Below are 26,082 nucleotides of genomic sequence, written 5' to 3'. Positions count from 1 at the left end.
GTCCGGAGCTTGTCTCTCGGGCGTCCGCGACCGGACCGGCGGACGGTCACGAGGTGGCGGTTCCCCGTCGACGGTGCCGTCCGGGACGCCCCGGTCGACGGTCACGAGGTGGCGGCTCTCCGTCGACGGTGCCGTCCGGGACGCCCCGGTCCCGCTCGATCCGGGACGGGACGGCCAGCCGGGCGGCTGTGCGCCGGGTCGCCGGACGCACAGCCGCGCGGTCGTGCCGGAGCCGGTCGGTACGGTCCGACCAGCGGGCGGAACTCGTGCCGTCGGCGGAACCTAGGCGCTGACCAGGCCGACCCGCCGCTGGATCGGGTCGATGGCGTCGAGGCGGGCCTCAAGCCGGGTACCGACGTCCACCGGGCCGGCCTTCCAGAGCAGGCCGGGAACGCCCTCGACGGTCTCGACCAGGGCGCCGAACGGCAGCGTCCTGGTGACGGTCACCGCGACGGCGTCGCCAACGACGTGCCGACCCAGGAACTCGTCCCAGCCGGCAGGGGTGTTCGTCCGAGTCAATGTGATCACCTCCTCTCCTCACCCGGACCTCACGAGATCTGGGGGAGAGGGTGGCGGGCCGCGCGCCCGCGGCCGGATCACGCGGCCATCGGGTAACCCGTCTGCGCATGGCGCCGTGGCGCCGACCCGACCGTCACGGGAGTGATGCTACGACATCGGGGACGCCGCCCGGGTCGCCGTTCCGGCCGGGAGGTCCTGTTCAGGCGTAGGGTGGTGCGGTGCCGGGACAGCCGCCCGCATTCCAGTGGGACGAGACGCTCTACGCCGGCAGTGCGGACTACTACGCCGTCGGCCGGATGCCGTACCCGGCGGCGGTCGCCGACGCCCTGGCCACCGAACTCCGGCTCGACGGCCGTGGCCGGCTGCTCGACGTGGGCTGCGGACCCGGCTCGCTGACCCTGCTGCTGGCACCGCTCTTCTCGTCGGTGCTGGGGATCGACGCCGACCGGGACATGGTGCGGCGGGCCGAGCGGGCGGCCCGCGAGGCCGGCGTCGGCAACGTGCGGTGGCAGCGGTTGCGGGCCGAGGAGTTGCCCGCGGGGCTCGGCACGTTCCGGGTCGTCACGTTCGCGCAGTCGTTCCACTGGCTCGACCGCCCCCGGGTCGCTCGCGCGATACGCCCGATGCTCGGCGCCGACGGGGTCTGGGTGCACGTGGGCGCCACCACCCACCGGGGGGTGGACGGCACCGACCCACTTCCGCTTCCCCGCCCGCCGCACGACGAGATCGACGCGCTGGTCGCCCGCTATCTCGGCCCGGCGCGCCGGGCCGGTCAGGGAGTGCTGCCCGGCGGCACGGCCGGTGGGGAGGAGGAGGTGATGCACGCCGCCGGCTACCGGGGCCCGCGCCGGTTGACCGTCGGTGGCGGCGTCGTGCGGGAGCGCACCGAGGACGAGGTGGTGGCCGCGGTCTTCTCGCTGTCGTACGCCGCGCCGCACCTCTTCGCCGGCCGGCGGCCGGAGTTCGAACGGGATCTGCGACGGCTGCTGCGTACGGCGGCACCGGCCGGGCGCTTCGCCGAGCGGGTCGGGGAGATCGAGCTGGTGCTGTGGCGGCCGTAGTCCCGGGTGGCCGGCGCGGCGCCAGCGCCCTGAAGTGCTGACTTGTCCCACTTTCCGGTGTGGATTTGGCGACATCGAGGGACAGGACTACGGTCAAGGCCGGCTGATGCCGCGAAATGGGGCCAACACGACCGACGGGATCATGGTGACTGTCCTCAACTTTCGGCGTACCCGATCAGGTGTCCTGCTCGCCGTGACGTGCGCGGCGGCCCTGTCGCTCTCCACGGCCTGCGCGGGCCAGGGGGCCCAACGTCCACAGTGGTCGAACGGTGTCCCGGCTGCCGATTCCTCGTCGGCGGCGCCCACCCCGACCGCCGCGAATCCGAGTCCCACCCCCACGCCGAGGCCCACGGCGGCCCGGACCACCCGGCCGCCGGCCAGCAGCGCGCCGCCCCGCCGGGCCCGCACCATGGGCGAGCAGACGACGGTGACGGTCAGGGTCACCGGCGGGTTCGGCCAGGCGCAGAACTTCACCGGCCTGCACCAGGAGGGCTGTGGCAACCCGAGTTTCGGGCTGGTGCAGGTCCGGGTGGGCGCGGCCGGCAACGTCTCGTCGGTGTCGTTCCGCTACCGGGTGAACACCGTGGTCCCGTTCGACGGCAGCGGATCCGCCCGGACCATCGGCAGCGACCGGGGGACCTGGCTGACCAGCCTCGGGCCGTTCCGGGCCGAACCGCGCAACTCGGCGGGCGGCACCATCGCCATCACGGCGACGGCGAAGTTCAAGGACGGCTCGACCCGTACCGCCCGGACCAGCACCTCGCTGAAGGGCTGCCAACGCTGACCCGGCACCCCCGGCCGACCTGCGCTGCCAGTGGGTTGACGTGAAGCGAGGTTGAACTTGCAACCTGGTGACCATGGCGGACTTCACCATCGACGAGGCGTACGAGCGGCTCCGTGACACCGGCCCCGAACGTGACGGCACGCGATCAAGTTCGTCGACACGTACGCCCGCAGCGGTGACCCGACGCTTCCGGGCGTGGTCGCCGAGTCGATCCGGCCGCTGACCGAGGACTGAACCCGCTGCACCGCGCCCGGTAAGCCCGCCACCTCGGCGGTGGGCCACCGGGCGGGCGGTTCCGGACCGGACTGGGGCATGATCGCAGCGATGTCCTTCGTCCTGCACGAGCCGGCCCGGCTCGACCTCTGCTACGACAGCCTGCACGGGTTGTCCGTCGGTGACGCGCTCGGCGCGCAGTTCTTCATGGTTGGCCGGTCGCCGGCCGACCTGGCCGCGGGTCGACCGCCGGCCGGCCCCTGGGAGTGGACCGACGACACCGAGATGGCCTGCTCGGTGGTGGCCGAACTCGCGGCGCACGGCGAGATCGGCCAGGACCGGCTCGCCGCCGCGTTCGCGGAGCGCTGCGAGCCGTACCGCGGCTACGGGGCGGGTGCGGTGGTGATCCTGCACCGGGTCCGGGACGGGGTGCCGTGGCGGGAAGCGGCCCGGGACGCGTTCGGCGGAGAGGGCTCCTGCGGCAACGGCGCCGCGATGCGGGTGGCTCCGCTCGGCGCCTACCACGCCGACCGGCCGCGTCGGGCCGCCGAGCAGGCGATCCGGTCCGCCGAGGTGACCCATGCCCACCCCGAGGGGATCGCCGGGGCCGTGCTGGTCGCGGTCGCCGCCGCGCACGCCGGAGCGGCCCGGCTCACCGGAGTACGCCCGTCCGCGCCCGAGTTCCTCGACCGGCTGGAGCCGTACCTGATCGACGGGCAGCTGCGCCGGGGCGTCGAGCGGGCCCGCCGACTGCTCAGCGGCACGGCGGTGACGGTCGAGGAGGCGGCGTACGAACTGGGCAACGGCTCGCGGGTGACCGCCCAGGACACCGTCCCGTTCGCGCTCTGGGCCGCCGCGACCCACCTCGGCGACTATCCGGCCGCGATCACCGCGTGCGTGGCCGCCGGTGGGGACATCGACACCACCGGGGCGATCGTCGGCGGCGTGCTGGCCGCGTACACCGGGATCGGTGACCGACCCGACGCGGTCGGCGTGCCGGCGGCCTGGTTGGCCGCCCGGGAGGCGCTGCCCGGCTGGGTCGACCGGCCTCCGGACGACGACCCTGTCGCCGGCCGGCGATAGCCGGTTCGGCGGTTGTCGGGCTGGCGGTTGTCCCGGGACGGTCCGGCCGGTGGGGGCTCAGCGGGAACCGTTGCCGCCGTGTTCCTGGCCGGGCGCCCTGCCGGGTGGATCGGTCGGTGCATCCCTGCCCGGAGGCCGGTGCGGCTCCTTGGCGTCCGGCTCCGGGTCGGTGGCCAGCAGGCGTCGGCAGTAGTCGTCGACCTCGTCCCGACCACCGGCCGCCCGGATCAGGGCGGCGGAGGGCGGCCGGCCGGCTGAGGAGCCGTCCGGACCACCCCCGGTCAGGAAGGCCCGACACTGCGCCACGAGCGCCTGCGGCGGGGGAGTCTGCCCGGGCCGGCCGGACTCGGCCAGCGATGGCTCGGCGCCGGTCGGGGTGGGCCTCAGCGCCGGTCCGGTCGTCGGCGGCGCTGACGTCCGCACCGCCGGCGTGCCGGCATCGGCGCTCGGCGGCGTGCCGCTGGGTGGCCCGGCGGGACGCAGTGCGGGGATCTCCGCCGCCAGCGCCACGCCCGCGGTGAGCGTGGCGGCGGCCACGGCGATCCAGCCCAGGGCGCCGGCTGTGCGCCGGCGGCGATCGGCAGGTGGATCGGCGGCGGTACCGGCCAGGGCCTCGCGGGTCCCGGTCGTCCGGGGTGTCGCCGCGGAGGCCACGGTGAGGCCGTCGCGGGCCGCCCGGAACGCCGCCACCGCGGCGTCCTCGCCGTGGAGTTCTCCGGGGCGGGCCGGTGCCGCCGCGACGGCGAGCAGCTGGGCGAGCGGGTCCGGGACATCGCCGTGCGCCTGCCGGGACCCGGCGGCGCCGGCCGCGACGGCGTCGAGTAGCCGCTCCGCCGCCTCCGGATCGGGCCGACCGCGTCGACGGAAAGCCATTCTCATCTCTCTCAGCGCCATCCCTGTCCAGCTTCGACGTCCTCGCCGGACCGTACGTCGGCGACCTGCCCGTCCCCGGGTCCGGCGTCGACCGGCCGCACGGCACCGTCCTGCCCGTTCTGTGCCAGCACGCGGGCCAGCCGGCGCAGTCCCCGGTGGGCGGCGGTGCGGACCGCTCCCGGTCGCTTGCCGAGCACCCGCGCCGTGCTCTCGGCGTCCAACCCGATCACGGTACGCAGCAGCACCGCTTCGGCCTCGGTACGCGGCAGGGTGGCGATGAGTGCGACGGCGGTGTCGGTACCCAGCCCTTCGTCGGCACTCGCGGCGGTGTCCTCGGCACCGGGCAGCTCGGCGAGCGCCTCGACCGGTACCGGCAGGGTCGGCCGGCGGCGCTGGTGGCGCAGGTGGTCCAGCGCCCGGTTGCGGGCGACCCGGGTGGCCCAGGCCCGGAAGCCTGGCCCGCCGGCGAACGTCGTCAGGTCGCGGGCGATCTGCAACCAGGTCTCCGATGCCACATCCTCGGCGTCCGGCCCGACCAGCACGGTCAGGTACCGCAGCAGTCCGGGCTGGAGTTCCCGGTAGAGCATCCGGAACGCGTACTCGTCGCCCTGCTGCGCCGACCGGACCAGGGCGGTCAGCTCGGCCGGCACGGCTCAGCTCCGGTACGGGTCGCCCCGGCCCCGTCCGCCCGGGGTGCCGTCCGGACGTGATGACGGGATACCGGAGCGCTTTCCGCAGCGTCTCGTCGTACCGTGCGTTGTCGTCGGATCCCGATCCGCACCGGTCGTCCCCCGTCCACGTGATCGCCGTCCTACGCTAGGTGCGGGCCGACTCCGTAGGCAAGTCGTGACCGCGCCGCAACGAGTGAGATATCTCCGCCGCCGGCACGGTGCGTCCCGGTAACGCGATTCCGTCCTCCGGCGCTGCCGCCGACCATTGAACCTTTTTCAACCTGAACCGCGCGGCGCTCGCGCACCGCGTCTGACCTTGCGGTCCACCGCACCGCAAGGGGAGGTTGAAAAGGTTCATTCCGCGACCGCGGCGCCGAATTCCGGCCCGACGGTGACGGAGTGTTTGTCGCCGGTCGCGCTGTGCGGCGTGTTCCCGCGAATTCCGGTGCGGCCCCCGGCTACCGCCGGACCCGACGCTCGGTAGCCTCTGCGTTTCGGCAACGGACCGCCAGGGCGTCCGCGCCGTCTGGGCTACCAGGCGGACCTGGTGGGAGGGCGTCGGGAAGGCGCGGGAGGCGCGTTGACGACGGGGAAGGGGAGACGGTGATGTGGCCGTTCCGTAAGAAGCAGATCGCGGAGTCGCCGGAGCGTCCGGCCAGTACCGCGCCGCCGATCGACAAGGCCAAGGGCGACCCGGGGGCGGCGTGGCTGCGTGCCGCGCTGGAACAGCGGAACTGGATGGCCGCCCGCGACTTCCTCACCTCGGTGGAGCATCCCGACGACCGGGCGTTCTATCTGGGCGTCTGCGCGGACGTCGACGGGCTGCAGGACTGGATCGGAGAGTGGGTCGCCGCCGAGCCGCACTCCACCCTCCCGACGCTGGTACGCGGCTGCCACGCCGTCTACTGGGCCTGGGAGGCACGCGGCGCCGCCACCGCCGACCACACCAGCCAGAGTCAGTTCAAGGGCTTCTTCGACCGGTTGCGGATGGCCGAGAACTGCCTCGACGAGGTGGTGGACCGCGACCCCGACGACACCACCGCGTGGACCTTCCTGGTGACCGCCGCGCGAGGCCGTCAGGTCGGCCGGGAGGAGGCGATGCACCGCTTCGCGCAGGTGGTCCGCCGGCATCCCACGCACCTCGTGGCACACCAGCAGATGCTCCAGTTCCTCTGCCGGAAGTGGTTCGGCAGCACGGAGGAGATGTTCGACTTCGCGCGTACGGCGGCGGCCAAGGCGCCGGCCGGAAGCCTGCTGCCGGAGCTGGTCGTGGTGGCGCACATCGAGCACTGGCTGGACCTGCCCAGCGAGGAGAAGGACCCATACATCATGAGCCCGCAGGTACGTGCCGAACTGCGAGCGGCGGCCGAGCAGTCGATCTGGCACCCGGAGTACCGGCGCCGGCCGGGCTGGCCCAGTCCGTTCAACTCATTCGCGCTCGCCTTCTCCTTCGCCGAGGACTATCCGGCGGCGGCCGCCGTCTTCGACGCGATCGGCGAGAACGTGACCGAGTGGCCGTGGTACTACTCCAGCGGCAGCGACCCCGCCGGTCGGTTCGCCACCTGGCGGGACATCGCCCTCGCCAACCGGCACGAGCCGCCCCGCTAGCCGTGTAACGGAAACGCCGCCGAAATCGCTGTCGCACTTCTCCCCGGAATTCGTTGCCCGACGCCTTCCGCTGGCCCGTCGGGCTGGCTATTCTCTGCCGGTCCAATCGATCATGAGTAAAGGAACAACCGAACATGTCCAACTTCACGGGGCCGGAACAGCGGTCGAAACGGTCGATAGCCACCTGGTTCCGTGGCCTCCGGCCGATCGGCAAGTTCCGGGTCGTCCTCTTCGGCATCGCGGTCCTGGTGGCGCCGTTCGCGATCTATCTCGGGCTCGACGAGCCGAATCAGGCCGAGGCGGGCGACTGCATGGCCGGCCAGACGGTCTCCGAGCTGCGTACGGTCGACTGTGCCGACAGCGGTGCGCGGTGGACGGTGCTCGCCCGGTTGGAGGGCAAGACCGAGGCCGACCACAACGACGCCGCGTGTGCGGCCCACCCGGAGACCGAGGCGTCGTTCTTCGAGGATGGGCGGCGGTTCCGTAAGGGCTTCATCCTCTGCCTCGGACCGGTCGGCAAGTGACCCCGCCGCCCGGCGGCTCCGGATCGAGCGAGCGGCGGCCTCCGGCTCGCTCGTCCGGGCCGCCGGGCGAGCGGCCCGGGCGAAGGTCAGGCGCGCGACTGCCGGCTCGCGGTTGGCCTGGTCGTATGTGAACAGCCCGGCGCGGGCAATGCGCGTGATCGCTCCGGCATATGAGATCGCGACGTCGATGTCTGGACCTTCCGAGCGTCGGCCCATAGGCTCCATGCGCGCGGGGTTGTGCACGCGACACTCGGCAATTGCCCTCGGCTCTTCGGGCGGTGCATCATGGGCTAACCGGTCCCGGCGTATCGAGCAGGTGATGGGGGAAGAGCGTGGCGCAGGGCTCGATCAAGAAAGATCCCGCCGCCGAGCTGCGGGACGCGCTCATTTCTGCGCTGATCGACGTGCAATTTATGAATGCGCTTCCGGACCGGCGCCTACTCATAAATCTGGTCAGGCGTGACGTCATCAACTTTCCCGACGTGCAGGAGCGTTCGGAGGCCAGGCTGCACGTCGTGGAGATCGTGTTGGCGTGTCTGGGTAATCCTGGGGGGCTTCGGGCGTTGGTCGCCGCGCTGGCGACGATGGCCCCCGACGCGCCCGGCACGAAACGCGCCACCCAGCTGATCGAATCGGCCGCGTTGCTCAACCTGTTGCCGGACAGCGAGGTCAAGAGGGTGCACGAACTGCTGCGCAGGGCAGAGGGAGGGCGGGCCGAGGCGGGCTGGTGGCGACCGGCGACGAACGCGTCGGTTCCCCCACTGCCGGGTGCGGTCAAGAATCTGACAGCGGCGTTCGACCACCTCGCCACGCAACCGCACGGTCAGCACCGCCTGCCGGCGGCGCTGGTCCTGGTCAACGATGTCGCCGCCCAGCTCGACGGCCCGATCGCGGTCGAGTTGTCGAACTGGGCGGAGGGGCAGGCCGAGCGCCTGGAGGTGCTCGAGGAGTTTCGGGCGCTCCGTCGACCGCCGGAGGACGTGGTCGACGGTGCGGGTGCGGTGGAGGCGTTGGCCGTCGACCCGGAGGGGTCGTTGCCCCCGCACCACCCGGCCGACCCGCCGGAGGAGGTTGGCGGCAACGACGGCGAGAGGCCTGCCAATCTCGGACAAATTGCTACAATCCCCGCGATCAGTCCGGACGAATCGGATGGGCTGGCAGAGATTGGACCGACCGACGTCGTCGACGTGCCCGTGCCAACCGAGAGCGAGGCGGGCCTACTGCGAGGAGATCCGATGCCTCCCGTCGCCCCCACCCAGCGGTCCACCGCCAAGCTCCCGCAGGTCTGGGGCGACGTGCCGCAGCGAAATCCGAACTTCACCGGCCGCAAGGAACTCCTCGAACATCTGCACAACGAACTCCGGGCCTCCCGGGAGACCGCGGTGCTGCCGCAGGCGTTGCACGGTATGGGCGGCGTCGGCAAGTCGCAGGTCGCCATCGAGTACGTGCACCAGCACAGCAGCGACTACGACCTGATCTGGTGGGTGCCATCCGAACAGGACGGTCAGATCCTCGCGTCGCTCACCAAACTCGCCCAGCGCCTGGATCTGGACGTGAGTCCCGAGGCGAACAGCGCCGTTCCCGCCGTACGGGAGGCCCTGAGCACCGGCCAGGTGCCGTACGACAGCTGGTTGCTCGTCTTCGACAACGCCGAGGCGCCGGACGAGGTGCAGCGGTACTTCCCCACCGGCGGCGCCGGAAAGATCCTCGTCACCTCCCGTGACCTCGACTGGGCGCGGGTCAGTCAGGCGATCGAGGTCGACGTCTTCACCCGCGAGGAGAGCCGGACGTTTCTGCGGAAACGCAACCCCGAGTTGTCGGACGCCGACACCGACCGGCTCGCGGAGGCTCTGGGGGACCTGCCGCTCGCCATCGAGCAGGCCGCGGCCTGGCGCGCGGCCACCGGCATGCCGGTGGACGAATATCTCGCGTTGTTGGAGGACAAGCGCATCGAGTTGCTGGACGCCTCACCCTCGCCGGACTACAAACGGTCGGTGGCGGCGGCCTGGAAGCTCTCGTTGGAGAAGCTACGGGACGTCAACGAAGGTGCCTTCCAACTGTTGCAGATATGTTCCTTCTTCGCTCCGGAGCCGATCTCCCGGGATCTGTTCGCCGGCTCGCCGACAGCGCCGATCACACCGGCGCTCGACGCGACCCTCAGCGACAAGTTCCGGCTCAGCCGGGCGATCCGCGACATCCAGCGGTACGCGCTCGCCCGGATCGACCATCGGCGCAACACTCTGCAGATCCACCGGCTCATCCAGGCGGTGCTGGTCGGCGGGATGGACGACGAGGAGCGCACGCTGATGCGCCGGGGAGCGCACACACTCCTGGCGAACGGCAACCCCAACAACCCGAGCCGGCGGGACCAGTGGGACAACTACCAGGCGCTCCGGCCGCACGTGACCGTTTCCCGGGCGGTGGAGTCCACCGATCCCCGGGTCGAGGATCTCGTCTTCGGGATCGTGCAGTTCCTCTATCACTGGGGCGACCACACCGGCAGCGAGGAACTGGCCGAGGAGGCGCACGGGCTGTGGGTGCGCAACCGCGGTGAGGCGGATCCGCAGACGCTCCGGCTGGCCAAGTGGCTCGGCTGGACGCGCTGGATCAACGGAAAATACCGCGAGGCCCGGGAGTTGAACCGGCACACCCTCGAGCTCTACCGCCAGACGCTCGGGGACGAGGACGAGGGCACCATCGACGCCATGTACATGGTCTCGATCGACCTGCGTACCAGTGGAGACTTCGTCGCCGCCCGCGACCTCGACGAGCGGGCGCTCGCGGTCGCCCGCCGCGAGTTCGGTGAGGACGACCCCGCGACGTTGATCTGCGCGAACAGCCTCGGGGTGAGCCTGCGACTCAACGGCGAGTTCAAGCGCGCCGCGGAACTCGACCGGGACACCGCGGACCGCCGGGCGACCATTCTCGGGCCGGACGACGAGGCGACGCTGAACAGCCTCAACGGCCTGCTGCTCGACATCCGCGAGTCCGGTGGCTATCTCCAGGCGCGCCGGCAACAGGAGGACCTGTACCTCCGGCACCTGGCGGCGTTCGGTCCCGAGGCTCCCGCCACCCTGAAGGCCAGCCGGACCCTGGCGGTCGCCCGGCGGAAGGCCGGTGACCATCCCGGCGCTCGTGACCTGGCGGAGAAGACCCTCGACAAGTACCGCCGCCGCTACGACGACGACTATCCGGAGACCATCGCGACGGCGGTGGGATTCGGGATCGATCTCCGGCACGCCGGCGACCTCCCGGCGGCACTGGAACTCGGCGAGGCCACCCTCCAACGCTACGACCGGATGTTCGGCGCGCGTCACTCGTACACCCTCTCGGCCCGTACGAACCATGCGATCGTGCTGCGACTACAGGGCGACGCCGAGGCCGCGTACCGGCACGACAGCGAGGCGTTGGCGGCGCTGCGGGCCACCCTCGGTAACGACCATCCGGTGACGCTGACCTGTGCCACGAACCTGGCCAGTGACCTCTACGCGCTGGGCAGCCTGCAAACGGCGTACGAACACGACACCGACACCCTGGCCCGCTCGGAACGGGTCCTCGGGGTGGAGCATCCGTCGACCCTCGCGTGTAGCGTCAACCTGGCGCTGGACCTGCGAGCGCTGGGGCGGGTGAACGAGGCGGACAAGATCCTCGCGGACACGATGACTCGGCTCCGGCGGGTACTCGGGGAGCGCCATCCGGCGACGCTGAACGCGATCCAGAGCGTACGCGCGGACTGCGACGTGGACCCGATGCCCCTGTGACGACGGCGTCGCGGCCCCGCCGATTCCGGTGCACCGGGGCTCGGTGGCCGACTCCCGCCCCTGGCGGCGGGCCGGTCAGTCCACCCGCCCGGGAGGGCCGCTGCCGATGTTGCTGCGGGGCCGCTCCACCTGGTCCATCACCCGCTGGAGTGGCCGCGTCAGCAGTTCCTGATCGCGGCCGGCCAGCGTGGCGAGGGAATCGTTGCTGAGGTCGACCAGTTCCGTCTCGACGTCTCGGGAGAAGGAGTTTTCCACTCGCCGGTTCCTTCCTCTGGGGGACGCCGTCTCATCACCGCGAGCATGCGCTGACCCGGCCGACATCGGTGGCGGGGGAGTGTCCGGTCCGTTGGCCCTGCGGTTTCACCAGTTTCCCACACGCCTCGGGCAACCCGGTCCTGATTCATCTCTGTTTTTTCCAGGTGGCCGGTGGGATGCTGAATGTCTGGAGGCATCAATGTCGAGATCCTTTGGTGCATCCTCCGGCGTCAAAGTCGGCATCGTCACCGCATTACCGGTGGAATGCGTGGCGATGCGGATGATGGTCGACGAGCTGGAGGAGCTTCGAGTTCCCGGCGACCCCAATCACTACCGCGGCGGGACACTGCCGAGCCGGGATCCGGAGCGCCCGCACCGGGTCGTCACCGCCGTGCAGACCGAGGACGGTACCCGTAACGCGGCCGCGATCTGCGCGGACATGGCGCGCAGCTTTCCCGGGCTGGGGACGTTCGTGATGTGCGGGATAGCTGGCGGCGTACCCGCGCCGCACCAGCCCGACCGGCACGTACGGCTCGGCGACATCGTGGTGGCGACCAAGGGCGTCGTCGACTACGACCACGTCTGGACGGTGGACGGCACCGACACGCTCCGCCGGTCGGTGCAACAGCCGTCGAAGGCGCTGCTCCGGGCGGATCGGGAACTGGAGATGAAGGAGCTCACCGGCGAACTGCCCTGGGGTGCGCTGCTCGACACCGCACAGGCCAGGGCGGCGTGGTTCCGCCGGCCGGCCGAGGAGACGGATCCGCTGGCGCGGCAGGAGCCTGTCGAGAGCCGGCCGGGCACCCGAGCGGAGTGGCCGGTCGGCTCTCCCCGGGTACACCGTGCCGCGGTGGGCAGCGCGGACCGGTTGCTGCGCGACGCGGCCCGCCGGGACGCGTTGGCGGGCCGCCACCAGATCCGGGCCGTCGAGATGGAGGGCTCCGGGGTGGCGGTCGCCGCCGACCTGCACGAGCGGCAGTGGTTCATGGTCCGTGGCGTCGCGGACTACTGCGACAACCGGACGAAGAACGACGTCTGGCATCCGTACGCGGCACTGGGCGCGGCGGCGTACGTCCGCGCGCTGCTGGCCGAGACCGCGCCGTTCGGGTCGGAGGACGGGCGACCGGCCGGACCGGCGGCGAACGGCCTCCAGCCGAACGGCCTCCAGGTGATCGTCGACGCGCTGCTAAGCGTCCCCGCCATGCGCGACGACTACCAGCGGCGAGCGGTCATCAACATGTTGCCCGAGCACATCCGGACGGCGGTCCCGGACAGCGTGGTCGGCAGGTTGCACGTCGTCGGGCTGGTGCGGACCTGCGAGCACTATCCCGGCGGCCGGGAGGCACTCCTCGACGCGCTCCGGCTGACCTTCGGTGCGGACGATCCGGACTATCGGCGGATCAACGGGATCGTCGAGCGGCACTGGTCAGGCGGTTAGCGCCGCGGTCGCCTCGTCCAGCCAGGCGGTGAGCCGAACCGGGTCGGGGTGGTAGCCCTCCTCGACGGCGTGCAGGTACACCGCGCGGACGAGTTCCGGGCGGTGCAGCAGCGCGGAACCGGAGTCGGGGTCGGGGCCGAGGGTGCTGAGGCCGAGCCCGACCCAGGCGTTCAGGTCGTGGGCGTTCGCGGCGAGGCGCGCTCGGTAGCCGGCCCGGGCGGCGTCGAGGTCGTCCCGGACCAGTGCGACGTCCGCCTCGGTGAGGTCGAGCGCGCGCATCCGGGGCCCGAGCTGGAGCGGGTGTCCGGCGATGTGCCGGCGGACGAGCAGCAGCATCCCGGGTGACCAGCGCCGCTGCGGGTGCGCCAGCAGACCGGGCCGGTACGAGTCCAGCTCCACCCGCTGGTCGCGGGCCCAGGCCCGGGTGAGCCGGCGGACGTCCGCCGGCGGCGGGTGCAGGTGCCGGATCCGCCATCCGGCACGGTGACCGGCGGCGATCAGTTCGGCGGCGCGTACCGCCCCGGCGGGCAGCGGATCCGCCAGCCAGGGCTCGACCCGCTCGGTCAGCCCGGCGACGAGCCGCTCGCCCCAGCCGGTCAGGCCGGAGCCCGGCTGCCGGACCTCCCGGAGCGCCTCCCGGACCTGCGCCCGCGCGTACGCGTACTCCAGGTCCGCGCTGCGCCGGTGCGGCCCGGTACGGCGCAGCCGGTAGTCACGCCAGAACCCGGCGATGCCGACGAAGGCGTAGATCCCCTGCAACAGGCCGCTCATCGGGCGCGGGTCGTCGCGCCAGGGCGCGTACCTGACCTGCTCGTCGGGGCCGGTGGTCAGCGGCACCAGGTGCATCAGGCCGCCGAGCTTGATGTGTTGGAACTCGTGCACCAGCGCGACCGCCAGGGTCACCTCGTCCGGCGGCGTCGAGACCATCACGCTCCCGAACGCCTCGCCGGTCGACGCGCTGCGCGTCTCCGAATCGTCGGTGCCGGGCAACGGCACCAGGGAGACCACGGCCGCCGCGATCGCCTCGGCGCCGTCCGGCCGCTGGTCGTGGAGTAGCCGCCAGGCCCCGGCCAGCAGCTCCGTCCAGCGCGCCACGGCCGCCGCGTCGAGCCGGTCCGGCTCGACCGGGTCGGCGAGTTCGCGGTACGGGTCGAGGTCGTCGAGCAGGACGCGTAGCCGGGGATCGGGGCCGACCGTCAGCCGCCGCAGGCTCCACCAGCCCGGGACCTCCGGCTCGGGCGAGCAGAGCCGGACCGTCGGCCCGGCACCGGGGGCACCGATCCGGAGTACGCCGTCAGCGCACTCCGCCACCACCTGCTGCCACCCGGTCGAGTCGGCGAGTACCGCCATCCCGAGCGAGGGCAGCATGACCCGGCCGGAGCGCGCCGGCAGCCGGGTACGCCAGGACAGGCCGGCCCGGGCGGCGGCCACCAGCGCCACCGCGTGCAGAGCGCCGAAGTCGATCCAGATCGGAGCCCGCGCCTGTGCACCGCCGCGATGGCGCCGCAGCGCGTACGCGGCCCAGTTGCCGACCTGGGGATGCAGCAGCAACTCGGCGAACTCGGCCGGTGCCGCCCGCTCGGCCCGGATCAGCACCTCCCGGGCGGCGTCGGCCGGCGGCAGCGGGCCGAGCAGCCGTGGCTCGGCCCGGGCCGCCTCCACCACCGCGTGCAGCAGCAGGAGTCGCCGGCTGCGCTGGGTGTGCCAGAGCGCCCGGACCAGGTCGGGACCGCCGTCGCCGGTGCAGAGCGCGTCGAGGTGTTCCCGGGGCAGGCGATGGTGCGGGAGGTTCGGTTGCGGATCGACACGGTCCACCACTGACACACTCCTCGCTCCGTCTTGCGTAGACAGCGCTGTCCCGTCCGTGGCCAGTGCCGGAAACTCTACCGCCGTCCCCGGGCGCGGCAACACATCGAGAAAGGACGATCAGATGGTGCTCCGGTGCGATGCCGGGCGCGGCGCTGCAACGGCGTGCGGGGTGTTACCGGAAGCGGGCACTTCCGGTAACACCCCGCACTTTCCCGCGACTACGGGTTGACGGTGATGGTGAAGGTGGACGTGGTGTTCCGGATGTTCTGGTAGTTGTTGCTCAGCCGGAGGTTGTTGAAGACCGCCGTACCGCGCGCCGGGCCCTGACCGGCCTCGGGCATCTCGTTCGCCCAGATGCCGAACCCGGACTTGGCGTCGTACGCGTCGCCGCTGCGTTGCGCGCCGCTGATCGAAATGTTGGTGAATACGGTGTCGGTGACCGGGAACTGTGGCTGACCGCCCACGTAGTTCGTCTGGAACATGATGCCGTGATAGGTCGGGTCCACGATGTCGACGTCACTGACCCGGATTCCGCGCATCTCCTTCGACGCGGAGAACACCCATATTCCGGGGAACGTCTGCGCGCCCCAGAAGTGGCCGCCGGACCGGACTATCGAGGCGTTCTCCACCCGGGTGATCCCCGGCCCGAACCCGACGAACGGATAGCCGAAGTCGAGCGAGCTGATGGTGATCCCGGAGTAGACGAGCTGGTCGGCGATGTACATGTTGCGGAAGGTGTTGTCCTGCCCGCCGTACACCGCGACCCCGGCCGCCCGCCAGGTCAGCGTCGCCGTCAGGTTCTCGAAGACGTTGCCGGTGTTCGCCCCGCCACCGGCGTCGGTCGCGGAGAAGAGCGCGAACGCGTCGTCGCCGTTGCCGCGCCCCTCGACGTTGCTGACCAGGTTGTTCGTGCTGCCGTTGGTCATGTTGACCGCGTCGGCGAAGGTGTTGCGGATCCGCGAGTTCTTGATGGTGACGTTGCTGACGTGCACGCCCCAGAACATGCAGACGGTGTGCTCGACCCAGACGTTGTCGAAGGTCAGGTTCGAGACGTTCTGCAACTCGCCCCAGACCTTGCCGGGGCCGTCGATCCGGGACGTGTAGTTGCCGAAGAAGGCGAGGTGCTCGAAGGACGAGCCGTTCGCCGTACCCTCGACCCGGAACCCGGCGTCGGTGTTCTCCTGGCCGGGTGGGGTCTGGAACCGGGTGTACCACATGCCGGCGCCGACCACCTTTACCGCCTTGCCGTACACCTGGAACTTGTTCGAGGTGCTGTAGGTGCCGGCGGGCAGGTAGACGCCGACCAGGTTGCCGGTGGTGTCCATCCGGACCCGGTCCAGCGCGTTCTGCACGTCGGAGTGGCTGGTGCCGGCCGGCGTGGTGTAGCGGGCCGGGTCCGGGTTCGCCCTCGGCGAGACCTGCTCGGTGTTGATGAAGTCGATCGCGTACGTGGTGCTGTTGGCCGGGTCCTTCTGCAACCTGATCCGGCTGCCGGCCGGGATCGACGAGTTGAGCAGCACGTTCGCCTCGTCGTAGATGTGCCGGGGGCCACCCGAGCCGGGCGAGTTGTTCGGGCTCGCCTCGGCCCCGTAGAGCCAGGCGTACCGGCTGGTCAGGTCGATGGCCTTGTGGAAGGTGCCGTCGACGTAGATGTTCAGCGTCGAGTTGGCGCCGCCGCCACCCGGGGCGTCCGGCATGGAGAAGCGGGTCACCAGGGTGTTGGTCGGGGCCCGGGTGGTCCACTCGACGTAGGCGCCGGTGCTGTTCAGGGTCACCGCGCGCCGGCCGGACGCCTCGCCGGCGAGGTCGCCGACGGTCCGGTTCGGCCCGACGATCGCCGCGCCGCCGCCGAGCGTGCCGTCCTCGGCCTCGTACATCTCGTACGGCATGTTGGCGCCGCGCCCGACGAAGAACGGGGTGTCGCTGGTGTTGTTGCCCTGCTTCACCGGCAGTTCGTTGGCGTCGGCGGCGAGCACGGTCCGGACCGTGTACCGGCCGTTGGTCGCGGTCCAGGTGCCGAGGTTGACCGGCGCGGTGCTGGCCCCGGCGGCGATGGTCCCGCTGTACGAGCCGGTCAGGGTGCGTACCGCCGTGCCGCTGGCGTTCAGCACGGTCACCGTGATGCCGTGCGCCCCGCCGGCCGAGGCGCTGGTGCCCTGGTTGCGGATCGCCACCGCGAAGGTGACCGTCTGGCCGCTCGCCGGGGTGCTCGGCGACCAGCTCGGAATCGCCACCAGATCCGAGCTGGCCACCGGGGCGACGGTCAGCGAGGACGGGTTGGTGAAGCTGTTGTTGGTCTCGCTCTGCTCGACGACCGAGTGGGACTCGTCGACCTTGGCGGTCAACTGGTAGGTGCCGGCGTTGCGCGGTCCCGCGTTCGCGGTGACGGTGCTGCTGGCCCCGGCGGCGAGCCCGCCGACGGCGGCGGTGCCGACCAGGGTCGTACCCAGGTAGAAGTTGACGTTCGTGGCACCGGAGGCGGCGGTGCCGGCGTTGCGGACCGTGGCCGAGACGGTGATCGCGGTGGTCTCGACCGGCGCGGCCGGGCTCCAGGTGGCGGCGGTGATCGTCAGGTCCGGGTTCGGCGCCGGCACCCCGAAGACCTGGAACTCGGCGACCTGGCCGGCCGGCGCCCCGCTGTTCGAGGTGATCGACAGCCGGACGTCGGCGACGTTGCCGCTGACCGGGATGGTCACGCTGTTGCCGCTGCCCGGGCTGAAGTTGTAGACCGTTGCCGCCGACAGGCTGCCGAACGACGAGCCGCTCTGCTCGCGGCCGAGCACCGCGATGGTCTGGCTGCGCGGGCCCCAGGCCGGATCCGGGTTCAGTCGGACCACCACCGAGCTGACCGTGGCGTTTGCGCCGAGCTGCACGGTGAGCACGCTCGGGTACGCACCGCCGGCCCCCTCCCAGTACGTCGCCACGTTGTCGTCGTTGGCGTTGGCGGCGACGAAGGTGTGCACGGTCGACGAGGCGCTGATCGGCTTGCCGATCGCCAGGTTCGTCCCGGCCGGCGGGTTGCCGGTTCCGGTGCGGGTCACCGTGTTGCTGTTGCCCGACACGTTGCCGGCGGTGTCCCGGGCCCGTACGTAGTACGAGACCGTCGCGCTGGTCGGCTGGTTGTCGGTGTACGTCAGCACGTTGCCGAGGTTGGCCCGCAGCGCGCCGTTGGCGTAGACGTCGTACCCGACCACACCGACGTTGTCGCTGGCGGCGCTCCAGGTCAACCGGATCTGCCCGCTGGCTGGCTCGGTGTAGGCCAGGTTGGTCGGCGCGGTCGGGGCCTGCCCGTCCGGGCCGCCGGTCGGGCCGTGCACCTCCAGCTCGGAGAGCTGACCGGCCGGCCAGCCGTTGTTGGCGGTGATGTGCAGCCGCAGGTAGCGGGTGTTGGTGGTCGGCAGGTTGACGGTGACGGTGTTGCCGCTGGCCGGGTTGAAGGTGTAGCCGGTAGCGGCGACGAGCGTGCTGAACGTGCTGCCGTTGTTGCTGTTCTGCACGGCGAGGGTCTGGGTGCGGGTGCCCCAGCCGGAGGGCAGTTTGAGCACGAGCCGGTTCACGTCGGTGGCCGCGCCCAGGTCCGCCTGGATCCACTGTGGGAAGGCGTTGTTGGCGCTCTCCCAGTAGGTTCCCTGGTTGCCGTCGCCCGCGTTGCCCGCCGGGTATTCGGGGTGCGAGCTGCTGGCGCTGATGCTGGCCGCGACCGCGACGTCGGCCCGCTGGGGTCCGTCGTCGGGGCGGGCGGAGGCCGGGGCCGGGAAGAGCGATCCGGCGGTCACGAGTAGTCCGGTAGCGAGCGTCGCCGCGATCAGGCGGGGTCTCGGTGGTAGTTGTCTCATCGTGTTCCCTTGGCGCTCGTCGGAACCGACTGGAGGTGCTGCGAGCGGCCGGGCCTGGTCGGCGGCTGGCCCGGCTGCCGCCCGCCGCCGAAGGCGAGCGGTGGCGCCGTCCGTCCGCCTGTCCACCGCCGCCGCGACCCCGCCGAGGGTCGATCCCCGAGGCAGCCGGGGAAGGAGCACAGAGAACGCCTGTCCAGAAATTCCGGAGAGTAGGAGGCTATCTAGCAACCACACACCCGAAACTTGCGTGCTGTCGTCGTAATGTTGCAGACGTGCTACGGCCGCGTCAACACCTGTCGACCATCAATCCGGGTCGATGCGGGTGGAGCGTAGCGATTTATCCGGACCGATCATTATTTGCGGCGAGCGAGGGCTTCCGGCGCGTCCGGTGAGCGCTGTCGACCGGTCGACGGCACGGCTGCGGCCTGGGCCTGTGCCCACTCGCTGACCCGGGCGGCCGAGGAGGTTATCTCGGCGCCGACCGCATCCGCCTGCCTGCGGCGCTCGTCGCTGACGTACGAGCTGAAGAAGAGCGCCGGACCGGAATAGCCCGCCTCGCGCAGCGCACGGAGGCCGTCGAACCCGGCCTGGTCGTCCCCGTCCCGGCCGACGTCGGAGACGAGGGCGTTCGGGCGGAACATCAGGAGCAGGTCGAGGGCCTGCCGGGTGTCCACGCAGGTACGCACCTGGGCGCCCCGGGCCGTCAAACTCTCGATCGTCATCTCGTTGCCGGCCGGCTTGTCGTCGACCCAGAGCAGGCGTAGGCCGTCGAATCGGGGCTCCGTGCCGGCGGACGGGTCGAGCGGTGTGGGGGCGGTGCTCAGCGGACGCCGACGGAGCCGATTCTGTAGCCGCAGGCGTTCGTCCTCCGGCCCGAGGTCGCGGATCAGCCTGTGGCAGTCCTCGTTGTCGACCAGCAGTCGCCACGCCTCGGACACCCGCCCGTCGAGTTGCCCGAGCGCCCGTTCCCACAGTTCCAGGTCGGCGCCGCCGCCCGGCGGCACGACGCCGTACGACGTCATGAGATCCTGTCCCGCCCGGATGCTCTCGTCGTCCGACGACAACTGTCCCCGGCCCAACAGCCAGTTCCGGGCGTGCCGGTAGGCGAGGAAGTCGCCTGCGGTGTCACCGGCGGTGTGCAGGATGTCCCGGTAGAGGTCGGGATAGAGGTGTTGCAGGAGTACGGACTTCAGCAGGCCGTCGGCGCCGAACTGTCGCCAGTGCGGGTCGAGCTGGTATTCGGCGACGAAACTGTTGAGCAGCCGCTTCACCCGGCGGGGATTGCCCGCACACTGCCGGCCGATCAGGGCGATCAGTGGCTCGGTCAGCAGGTGCCCCGTCCGCGACCTGGCCGCGTACCCCCGGATCATGCTCGCCACGGTCGCCTCGGAGGCGACCGGTATCTGGTAGCTCACCTGGACGATCTTCTCCAGGTACTCGCGTACCTGTGCGCCGGTCTCGATTCCCGACAACGGGATGCGGGACAGCACGGACAGGTCACAGCCGAGCACGAAGGCGATGCCGGGAAGGTCGAGGTAGAGCTTGATCGCCTCGCAGATCTCGATCGCGGTCGCCTCGCCGCAGCGGTCCAGGTCGTCGACGAAGACCACGATGGTGTGCCGGGGCTCGCCGGTCGTTTCGTCGACCCAGGCGTCCAGTGAGTTCCTCAGCAGTTCGCGGGCCTGCTCCCGCGCCCTGGCGTCCACCGACATCTGCGCCCAGAGCTGGTCGAGCGCCCGGTCGAGCCGGAAGAACGACGCGGCGACGGTCGCGCCGATCCGTACCGAGCTGCCGAGTAGTTCGTTGTCGCGCAGCCGCCGGAACGCCCGCCGAACCACGTTGCGGTCGAGCTTGCCCAGCACCACCTTGAGCAGCCCGGTCAGCGCGCTGACGCCGCTGGCCGTCCAGGCGTTGAACCACACGGTCTGCACGGCGGGACGCCCGGCGAGGATGTCGGAGAGCTGTCTCATCAGGGTGCTCTTGCCGGTACCCCAGCGGCCGTCGACGGCCAGCACGAAGGGGGTACTCGCGCGCGAACCGTAGATCAGGTTCGCGAGTTCGCCGGCGACCATCGAGGTGCCCAGCAGGTCCAGGGTCTGGTCCTCGACGGGTAGGTCGTTCAACAGCACGAATTCGCCCTCGTCGACGGCAACCATGGCGAGCAGTGTATGACCGGGGTCGGGTCGGCCCCCTTTACCGGCTACCGCACACTGGAGCCGCCCCGTCTCCGGGCCAGGAGGTATGTGATGTGGTTCGAGTCGGTTCCGATCTTCGTGTACGCCTATCTCGGGGTCGCGGCGGCGGTCTTCGTCGGCGCGTGGCGGTACCGCAGCCGGGCGCTCGGACAGCCGCCCCGGCTGGGGCTCGGTGACCTGACCCCGCAGCAGGTCGGCTACCTGCACGCGGGGGAGCGGCTGGCGGTCTACGCGGCGCTCGCCGGCCTGCGCGGTGCCGAGGCGGTACGCCTGACACCCGCCCGTACGCTGCGGGTGCACGGCCCGCTGCCACCCGGCGCCACCGCACTGGACGAGGCGGTCCACGCGGCGGCCGGTGACGGGGTGGCACAGCAGGCGCTCCGGGCCGATCCTCGGGTGGTGGCGGCGGTCGGGCGGCTCCGCGACGAGTTGGAGGAGTCCGGGCTGCTGCTCGGCCCGGCCGTGTCCCGCAGGGTCCGGCGCAGCGCCAGGCTGATGCTGCTGCTGCTCGTCATCGGCGTCGCCGGGATCAGCGGCGACCTGGTCGGCGGGCGGTCGCCCGGTTGGCTGGGCCTCGCCACGCTCGCCGTGGGCTGCGGCTACTTCGCGCTGGTCGCCAAGCTGCCCCGGGAGAGCGCCTCCGTCAGGGTGCTGCTCGAACAGCTCCGCCGGTCGTACGCCCACCTGAGCCCGCACCACCGACCGGCCCTGTCCACCTATGGCCCGGCAGCGGCGGCGATGGCGGTGGCGCTGTTCGGCACCGCCGTCCTCGGTGAACTGGACCAGGAGATGGGCGCCGAGGCGTACGTCGAGCACCGCGCCCTGGACACCGGGCCGACCGGCGCCCCGGGCAGCGGTTACGGCCACAGCTACGGCGGCGGTGACGCCGGCAGTGGCGGTGGCGGGAGCGATTTCGGGGGCGGCGGCGACGCCGGTGGGAGCGGCTGCGGTGGCGGGGGAGGTTGTGGCGGCGGGGGTGGCGGTTAGCCGGCGGTCCGGCCGGGCGGGCGCTGAGGCGGGCCGAGGGTCTGGAGACTCTGGCCATAGTGACCGCGATCGGCAGTCTGACGACGATGCTCGCGGCGGTCGGGTTCCAGGTGGGCCGCAACGTCGTCCAGGCGCCGGCGCTGCCGGGTGCCTTCGTCGCGCCGCCGGTGCCGGGCCCGCAGCCGGTACCCGGCCGTCCTCAGGCGTACGCCCCGACCGGGCGGCCTGTCTCCGGACCGGGTCAACCGCAGGTGTGATCAGTGGTCTGCGAGGTGGCGGACGAAGGCCCGCCAGGCGTACGGGCTGAACTGGAGGGCGCCGGCCTCGCGGTCCTTGCTGTCCATGCCACGGGCGGTCGGCAGCGGTCGGACGAACTGTCCGGCTCGGACACTGTCGACCTGGGTGCACAACCGGGGCAGCCGGCGAGGGACGGCCCGGAGGAGCCAGGCGAGGTCCCGGCCAGCCGGTACACCGGAACGGAGTGGCCCGTGGGTGCACAAGCGGGGCAGCTCGACAGCTTGCGAAACACCTGGTCCTTCCCCCGGCGGCGCGGCCCGCTGGGTGGCCGAACCGCTGACGACGACGTCACCGGCCGGGCGGTGGATGCCCGTCCGCGCTGGCGCTCCACCCCGACCCGAAGCTCATGCACGCGCGCTTCCTCGGCTGGGCGGCACCTCGGCTCCGCATCGCCCGGGACCGTCTACGCCTAGGCTCGATGCAGGAGTGGAAGGAGTCGAGGATGCCGGAGACGACGGTCGCGGACTTCTGGTTCGATCCCTCCTGCCCGTATACCTGGACGACCTCGCGCTGGCTGCTGGAGGTGGCGAAGGTCCGGCCGGTCGAGCCGCGCTGGCACCTGATGAGTCTGTCGGTGCTCAACGAGGGGCGGGACGACGACCCGGAAGGTGACCCCGACGGCTACCTCTGGGTACCGGTGCGGATCTGCGCGGCGGCGCGCCAGGAGTACGGCCCGGAGGCGCTGGCCCGGCTCTACACGGCGATGTGGACCACCGCCCGGGGCGACGGGGACTGGCTCGGCGACCTGCACACCGCGCTGGACGCCGCTGGCCTGCCGCGCGAGCTGGTCGAGGCCGGCACGTCGACCCGGTACGACGAGATCGTGCGGGCCTCGCACGCCGAGGCGATCGCGCTGGTCGGCGAGCACGTCGGCACCCCGATCATCGCGGTGACCGGCACCGACGGCCGCCGGGTCGCCTTCTTCGGCCCGGTGATCTCCCGGATCCCCACCGGCGAGCAGGCCGGCCGGCTCTGGGACGGGACACTGCTGGTGGCCGGCGTGCCCGGCTTCCACGAGTTGAAGGGTCGGCCGCACGCCGAGCCCCAACTCGGCTAGATCCTGCCGGCCGACTACCGGTGGGCCGGGTGCTGTGCCAGCCGGGCACGCAGCCCCTCGGCCCGTGGATGGCCCAGCGTGTCGAATATGTCCAGCGCCTGCTGCCAGCAGTCCCGGGCCTGGACCGGCTCGCCGGAGCGGAGCAGGCCGTCCCCGAGTACCTCCAGGGTTTCGGCCTCGAATCCGCGACAGTGTTTCTGGTGGAAGAGGTCGCGCGCCTCGTACAGGCGGATGAGGGCCTGCCGGTGCTGCCCGGCGTGCAGCAGTGCCTCGCCGAGATTGAACAGCGCCGAGGCAACGCCTGCCGGGTCGGCCAGCCGCCGCCGGACCTCGAGCGCCTGCGACAGGCAGCGGATCGCCTCCCGGTGCTGCCCGGCCCCGGAGTACGCCCGGCCGAGGTTTCCCAACGTCATGCTCTGGTCGTACTGGGAGGCGGTATCCCGGCGAATCTCCAGAGCCGCGGTCAGGTGGTCGATGGCCTCGTGGAACCTGCCCTGCCGGCCGTACGCGATCCCCAGGTTGTTGAGTGTCCGGCCCTCCCCGCGCCGGTCGCCGACAGCGCGGCGGATCTCCAGTGACCGGGTGAGGCAGTCGACGGACTTCTCGGTCTGGCCGAGCTGTCCGTAGCCGAGACCGAGACCGCTGAGGATCAGCGCCTCACCGGCCCGGTCATCCGTCCGGCGTGCCGCGTCGAGCGCGATCCGGCTGGTGCCGAGCCAGTCGTGCCAGTTGCTGCGGCGGTCGAAGTACAACCGGAGCACCGCGGGCAGGCGCCAGGCAATGTCGTACCTGCCGTGGCCGAAGGCGCTGTTCACGGCCGCGACCAGGGTGCTCTGCTCGGCCGTGATCCACCCGAACGCCTGTTCGTCGGTGTCGAACACGGGCAGGTGGGGTGGTCGGGCCCGCTCGTCCAGCACGACCTCCATGTTGTAGGGGAACAGCCGGCGGACGGCCGCTTCGGCGGCGTACAGATACCAGGTGAGGATTCGACCGACGGCGGCATCGATACGGTCCGCACCGTCGGCACCGTCATCCAGGCTGGCCCGCGCGCCGGCGTACTCCCGGAGCAGGTCGTGCAGTCGGTAGCGGTCGGCGGTGATCGGAGTGACGAGGTGCTCGTCGCCCAGCCGCTCCAGGGTCTGCCGGGCCATCGACGGCGGCACGCCCACCAGCGCTGCGGCCGAATCGACGGTGAAGTCGTCGCCGGGGTGCAGCCCGAGCAGCCGGAACAGCCGCTGCCCGGCCGGATCGAGGGCCCGGAAGGAGAGGTCGAACACGGCGCGGATCTGCCGGTTTCCGACCGCCAGCTCGCCGAGGCGGTTGCCCTCCGCGTCGAGCCGGGCGGCGAGGTCGCTGAATGTCCAGGCTGGCCGGGACCGCAGCCGGTGGGCGGCCAGCACGACCGCGAGCGGCAGCCGCCCGCACAGGTCGGCGACCCGGCGAGCGCCGGCCGGATCGGCGGCGACCCGGTGCTCTCCGGCGACCCGGCCGAGCAACGCGTGCGCGTCCCGTGCGGTGAACACGTCCAGGTTCAGGGTGTGGGCGCCGTCGAGGGCGAGCACTCGACGGCTGGTCACCAGGACGAGGCTCGTCGTACTGGCCGGCAGCAGCGGTAGCACCTGGTCGTCGCTGGCGGCGTTGTCCAACAGGACCAGGGCGTGCCGGCCGTGCAGCCGGTCCCGGTACAGCGCCGCCCGGGCATCCAGACCGTCGGGGATCTGGGCGCCGGGCACCCCCAGCAGGTAGAGAAACGAGGCGAGTACGGTGGCCGGATCGGCGGGCGGCTCGTCGGCGTGACCGTGCAGGTCCACATAGAGCTGGATGTCGACGTACCGTCCGGACTTGACCAGTTGGTGGGCGAGGTGGACCGCGAGCCGCGTCTTGCCGACCCCGGCCATTCCCTCGATCGTGGAGATCACCACGGTACTGCCGGTCTCTCCGGCCGCCGGCAGGGCCGCCGACAGGGTGCTCAGCTCGGCCTCGCGGCCCGTGAAGCCGGCGATGTCCGGCGGTAGCTGGCGATGTGCGCTCACTGCCGTGCCGGTCCCCGCCGGCCTGGTCACCTCCTGGCGCAGCACCCGCCGGTGTGCTGCGGCCAACGCGGGCCCGGGGTCCGCGCCCAGTTCGTCCGCGAGCCGTCGGCGTAGCGCCTCGAACACCCGCAACGCCTCGGCCTGCTGACCGGTGCCGGCCAGGGCGAGGATCAACTGCGCGTGGGCGGCCTCGTCCAGCGGATCGGCGTCGGTGGCCTGCCGCAGCAGGGGCAGCACCTGATTGTGCTGGCCGAGCCCGGTGGCGAGGTGGGCGTACTCCACGACGACCGACTGCCGTTCCCGGTCCAGCGCCGCCGCCTCGGGCAGGATCCGCAGGCTGGCAAGGTCGGCCAGCGGGGCACCACGCCACAGGCCGGTCGCCTGCCGGTACCACTCGTACGCGGACGCCAGGTCCCCGTCCCGATGGGCGCCGCGTGCCCGCCGGACGAGGCGGCGGAACTCGAGCAGGTCAAGCTGCTCGTCGTTGACGGTGAGCTGGTAGCCGCCCCCGGTGGCGACCAGCAGGCGGTCCGGCTGGGTGGTCGGCTGCGGCGCCCGCAGTCGCTGGCGCAGCCGGGATACGTGGTTCTGCACCAGAGCGGCTGCGCTGTCCGGCGATTGCCGGCCCCACATCACCTCGACGAGCGTGTCCAGGTGGACCGGCGCGTTCGGGCGCAGCGCCAGCGCGGCCAGCAGGGTGCGCTGCTTGGCCGAGCCCGGATCCACGCCGACCCCGTTGACGAGGACGGCGAGCGGGCCCAATACCTGCACCCGCAGGCCGTACGCTGGCGGGTGGGCGTGTCGACCGAGGCGGATGAGCCTCGATGTCTCCCCGGCGGACAGGCCGAGGGCGCTGGCGAGTCGGCGCAGGGTGGCGGGACGCGGCGCGGCCACGCGTCCCTGCTCCAGGTCGCGCACCCCACCGACGCTCAGCCCAGCCCGGTCAGCCAGGTCCTGTTGGGTCAGACCGGCGCGTTCCCGGAACTCACGAAGGGAACTGGAGAGTCCCGCCTTACTCACTGGTCGTCACCGCCCGACCGCGTCCTCGTGGCTGGTCGCTCCCGTAGGAAATCCTGGG

18 protein-coding genes are annotated in these 26,082 nt (G+C 71.8%); 10 read left to right on the top strand and 8 right to left on the bottom strand.

Annotation, left to right across the window (positions count from 1 at the left end):
* Positions 1 to 282: 282 nt before the first annotated feature.
* On the bottom strand, positions 283 to 528 hold the full coding sequence (locus AAH979_RS29825) for a hypothetical protein (RefSeq protein WP_346261453.1): 246 nt from the start codon (positions 526 to 528) through the stop codon (positions 283 to 285).
* A gap of 209 nt (positions 529 to 737) precedes the next feature.
* Here AAH979_RS29825 and AAH979_RS29820 point away from each other — a divergent pair, with 209 nt between their 5' ends.
* The 3 genes from AAH979_RS29820 to AAH979_RS29810 all read left to right on the top strand — a co-directional run bounded on the left by AAH979_RS29820 (position 738) and on the right by AAH979_RS29810 (position 3,660).
* The gene (locus tag AAH979_RS29820; protein ID WP_346261452.1) at positions 738 to 1,580 is read left to right on the top strand and encodes a class I SAM-dependent methyltransferase; all 843 of its coding nucleotides are present in this window, start codon (positions 738 to 740) and stop codon (positions 1,578 to 1,580) included.
* A gap of 142 nt (positions 1,581 to 1,722) precedes the next feature.
* Positions 1,723 to 2,364 carry a hypothetical protein gene (locus tag AAH979_RS29815; RefSeq protein WP_346261451.1) on the top strand — a complete coding sequence of 214 codons (642 nt, stop codon included), beginning with the start codon at positions 1,723 to 1,725 and terminating at the stop codon, positions 2,362 to 2,364.
* Positions 2,365 to 2,688: 324 nt separating this feature from the next.
* Positions 2,689 to 3,660, top strand: coding sequence for an ADP-ribosylglycohydrolase family protein (locus AAH979_RS29810; RefSeq protein WP_346261450.1), 972 nt, complete (start codon positions 2,689 to 2,691; stop codon positions 3,658 to 3,660).
* Between the two features lie 57 nt (positions 3,661 to 3,717).
* On the opposite strand, the gene AAH979_RS29805 is transcribed toward AAH979_RS29810, so the two are convergent.
* Positions 3,718 to 4,533 (bottom strand): hypothetical protein, encoded by an 816-nt coding sequence (locus AAH979_RS29805; protein ID WP_346261449.1) that lies wholly within the window; start codon positions 4,531 to 4,533, stop codon positions 3,718 to 3,720.
* Between the two features lie 11 nt (positions 4,534 to 4,544).
* Positions 4,545 to 5,183 (bottom strand): RNA polymerase sigma factor, encoded by a 639-nt coding sequence (locus AAH979_RS29800; RefSeq protein ID WP_346261448.1) that lies wholly within the window; start codon positions 5,181 to 5,183, stop codon positions 4,545 to 4,547.
* Positions 5,184 to 5,810: 627 nt separating this feature from the next.
* Here AAH979_RS29800 and AAH979_RS29795 point away from each other — a divergent pair.
* The 3 genes from AAH979_RS29795 to fxsT all read left to right on the top strand — a co-directional run bounded on the left by AAH979_RS29795 (position 5,811) and on the right by fxsT (position 11,097).
* Positions 5,811 to 6,812: a DUF4034 domain-containing protein gene (locus AAH979_RS29795; protein ID WP_346261447.1), complete on the top strand. Its 1,002-nt coding sequence runs from the start codon at positions 5,811 to 5,813 to the stop codon at positions 6,810 to 6,812.
* A gap of 134 nt (positions 6,813 to 6,946) precedes the next feature.
* Positions 6,947 to 7,336: a hypothetical protein gene (locus AAH979_RS29790; RefSeq protein ID WP_346261446.1), complete on the top strand. Its 390-nt coding sequence runs from the start codon at positions 6,947 to 6,949 to the stop codon at positions 7,334 to 7,336.
* Between the two features lie 332 nt (positions 7,337 to 7,668).
* Positions 7,669 to 11,097 (top strand): FxSxx-COOH system tetratricopeptide repeat protein, encoded by a 3,429-nt coding sequence (gene fxsT / locus AAH979_RS29785; RefSeq protein WP_346261445.1) that lies wholly within the window; start codon positions 7,669 to 7,671, stop codon positions 11,095 to 11,097.
* A 75-nt stretch (positions 11,098 to 11,172) separates the two neighbouring features.
* On the opposite strand, the gene AAH979_RS29780 is transcribed toward fxsT, so the two are convergent.
* Positions 11,173 to 11,352: a hypothetical protein gene (locus AAH979_RS29780; RefSeq protein WP_346261444.1), complete on the bottom strand. Its 180-nt coding sequence runs from the start codon at positions 11,350 to 11,352 to the stop codon at positions 11,173 to 11,175.
* Between the two features lie 199 nt (positions 11,353 to 11,551).
* On the opposite strand from AAH979_RS29780, the gene AAH979_RS29775 reads away from it, so the two are divergent.
* Positions 11,552 to 12,790 (top strand): hypothetical protein, encoded by a 1,239-nt coding sequence (locus AAH979_RS29775; protein WP_346261443.1) that lies wholly within the window; start codon positions 11,552 to 11,554, stop codon positions 12,788 to 12,790.
* Here the strand turns inward: AAH979_RS29775 and AAH979_RS29770 are convergent.
* The 3 genes from AAH979_RS29770 to AAH979_RS29760 all read right to left on the bottom strand — a co-directional run bounded on the left by AAH979_RS29770 (position 12,779) and on the right by AAH979_RS29760 (position 20,591).
* Complete coding sequence (locus AAH979_RS29770; RefSeq protein ID WP_346261442.1) at positions 12,779 to 14,608, bottom strand: HEXXH motif domain-containing protein; 1,830 nt, start codon at positions 14,606 to 14,608, stop codon at positions 12,779 to 12,781. The genes AAH979_RS29775 and AAH979_RS29770 overlap by 12 nt on opposite strands.
* 209 nt (positions 14,609 to 14,817) lie before the next feature.
* Entirely contained in the window at positions 14,818 to 18,435 is a 3,618-nt protein-coding gene (locus AAH979_RS29765; protein WP_346261441.1) for a discoidin domain-containing protein, read from the bottom strand.
* Positions 18,436 to 18,788: 353 nt separating this feature from the next.
* Positions 18,789 to 20,591, bottom strand: a complete 1,803-nt coding sequence (locus AAH979_RS29760; RefSeq protein ID WP_346261440.1) for a P-loop NTPase fold protein — start codon at positions 20,589 to 20,591, stop codon at positions 18,789 to 18,791.
* Positions 20,592 to 20,681: 90 nt separating this feature from the next.
* On the opposite strand from AAH979_RS29760, the gene AAH979_RS29755 reads away from it, so the two are divergent.
* From AAH979_RS29755 to AAH979_RS29745, 3 genes are all read left to right on the top strand, one after another.
* Positions 20,682 to 21,617, top strand: a complete 936-nt coding sequence (locus AAH979_RS29755) for a TIGR04222 domain-containing membrane protein (RefSeq protein WP_346261439.1) — start codon at positions 20,682 to 20,684, stop codon at positions 21,615 to 21,617.
* Between the two features lie 59 nt (positions 21,618 to 21,676).
* Positions 21,677 to 21,874, top strand: a complete 198-nt coding sequence (locus tag AAH979_RS29750; protein ID WP_346261438.1) for a hypothetical protein — start codon at positions 21,677 to 21,679, stop codon at positions 21,872 to 21,874.
* Positions 21,875 to 22,356: 482 nt separating this feature from the next.
* Positions 22,357 to 22,971 carry a disulfide bond formation protein DsbA gene (locus AAH979_RS29745; protein ID WP_346261437.1) on the top strand — a complete coding sequence of 205 codons (615 nt, stop codon included), beginning with the start codon at positions 22,357 to 22,359 and terminating at the stop codon, positions 22,969 to 22,971.
* Between the two features lie 14 nt (positions 22,972 to 22,985).
* Here AAH979_RS29745 and AAH979_RS29740 read toward each other — a convergent pair whose 3' ends face one another.
* Positions 22,986 to 26,024 (bottom strand): BTAD domain-containing putative transcriptional regulator, encoded by a 3,039-nt coding sequence (locus tag AAH979_RS29740; RefSeq protein ID WP_346261436.1) that lies wholly within the window; start codon positions 26,022 to 26,024, stop codon positions 22,986 to 22,988.
* Positions 26,025 to 26,082: the final 58 nt, after the last annotated feature.

Origin of the sequence: Plantactinospora sp. ZYX-F-223, assembly GCF_039649625.1 — a bacterium.
GTDB lineage: Bacteria > Actinomycetota > Actinomycetes > Mycobacteriales > Micromonosporaceae > Plantactinospora.
The sequence above is the reverse complement of the archived record's forward strand: the minus strand, read 5'-3'. Positions and strand labels throughout refer to the sequence as shown.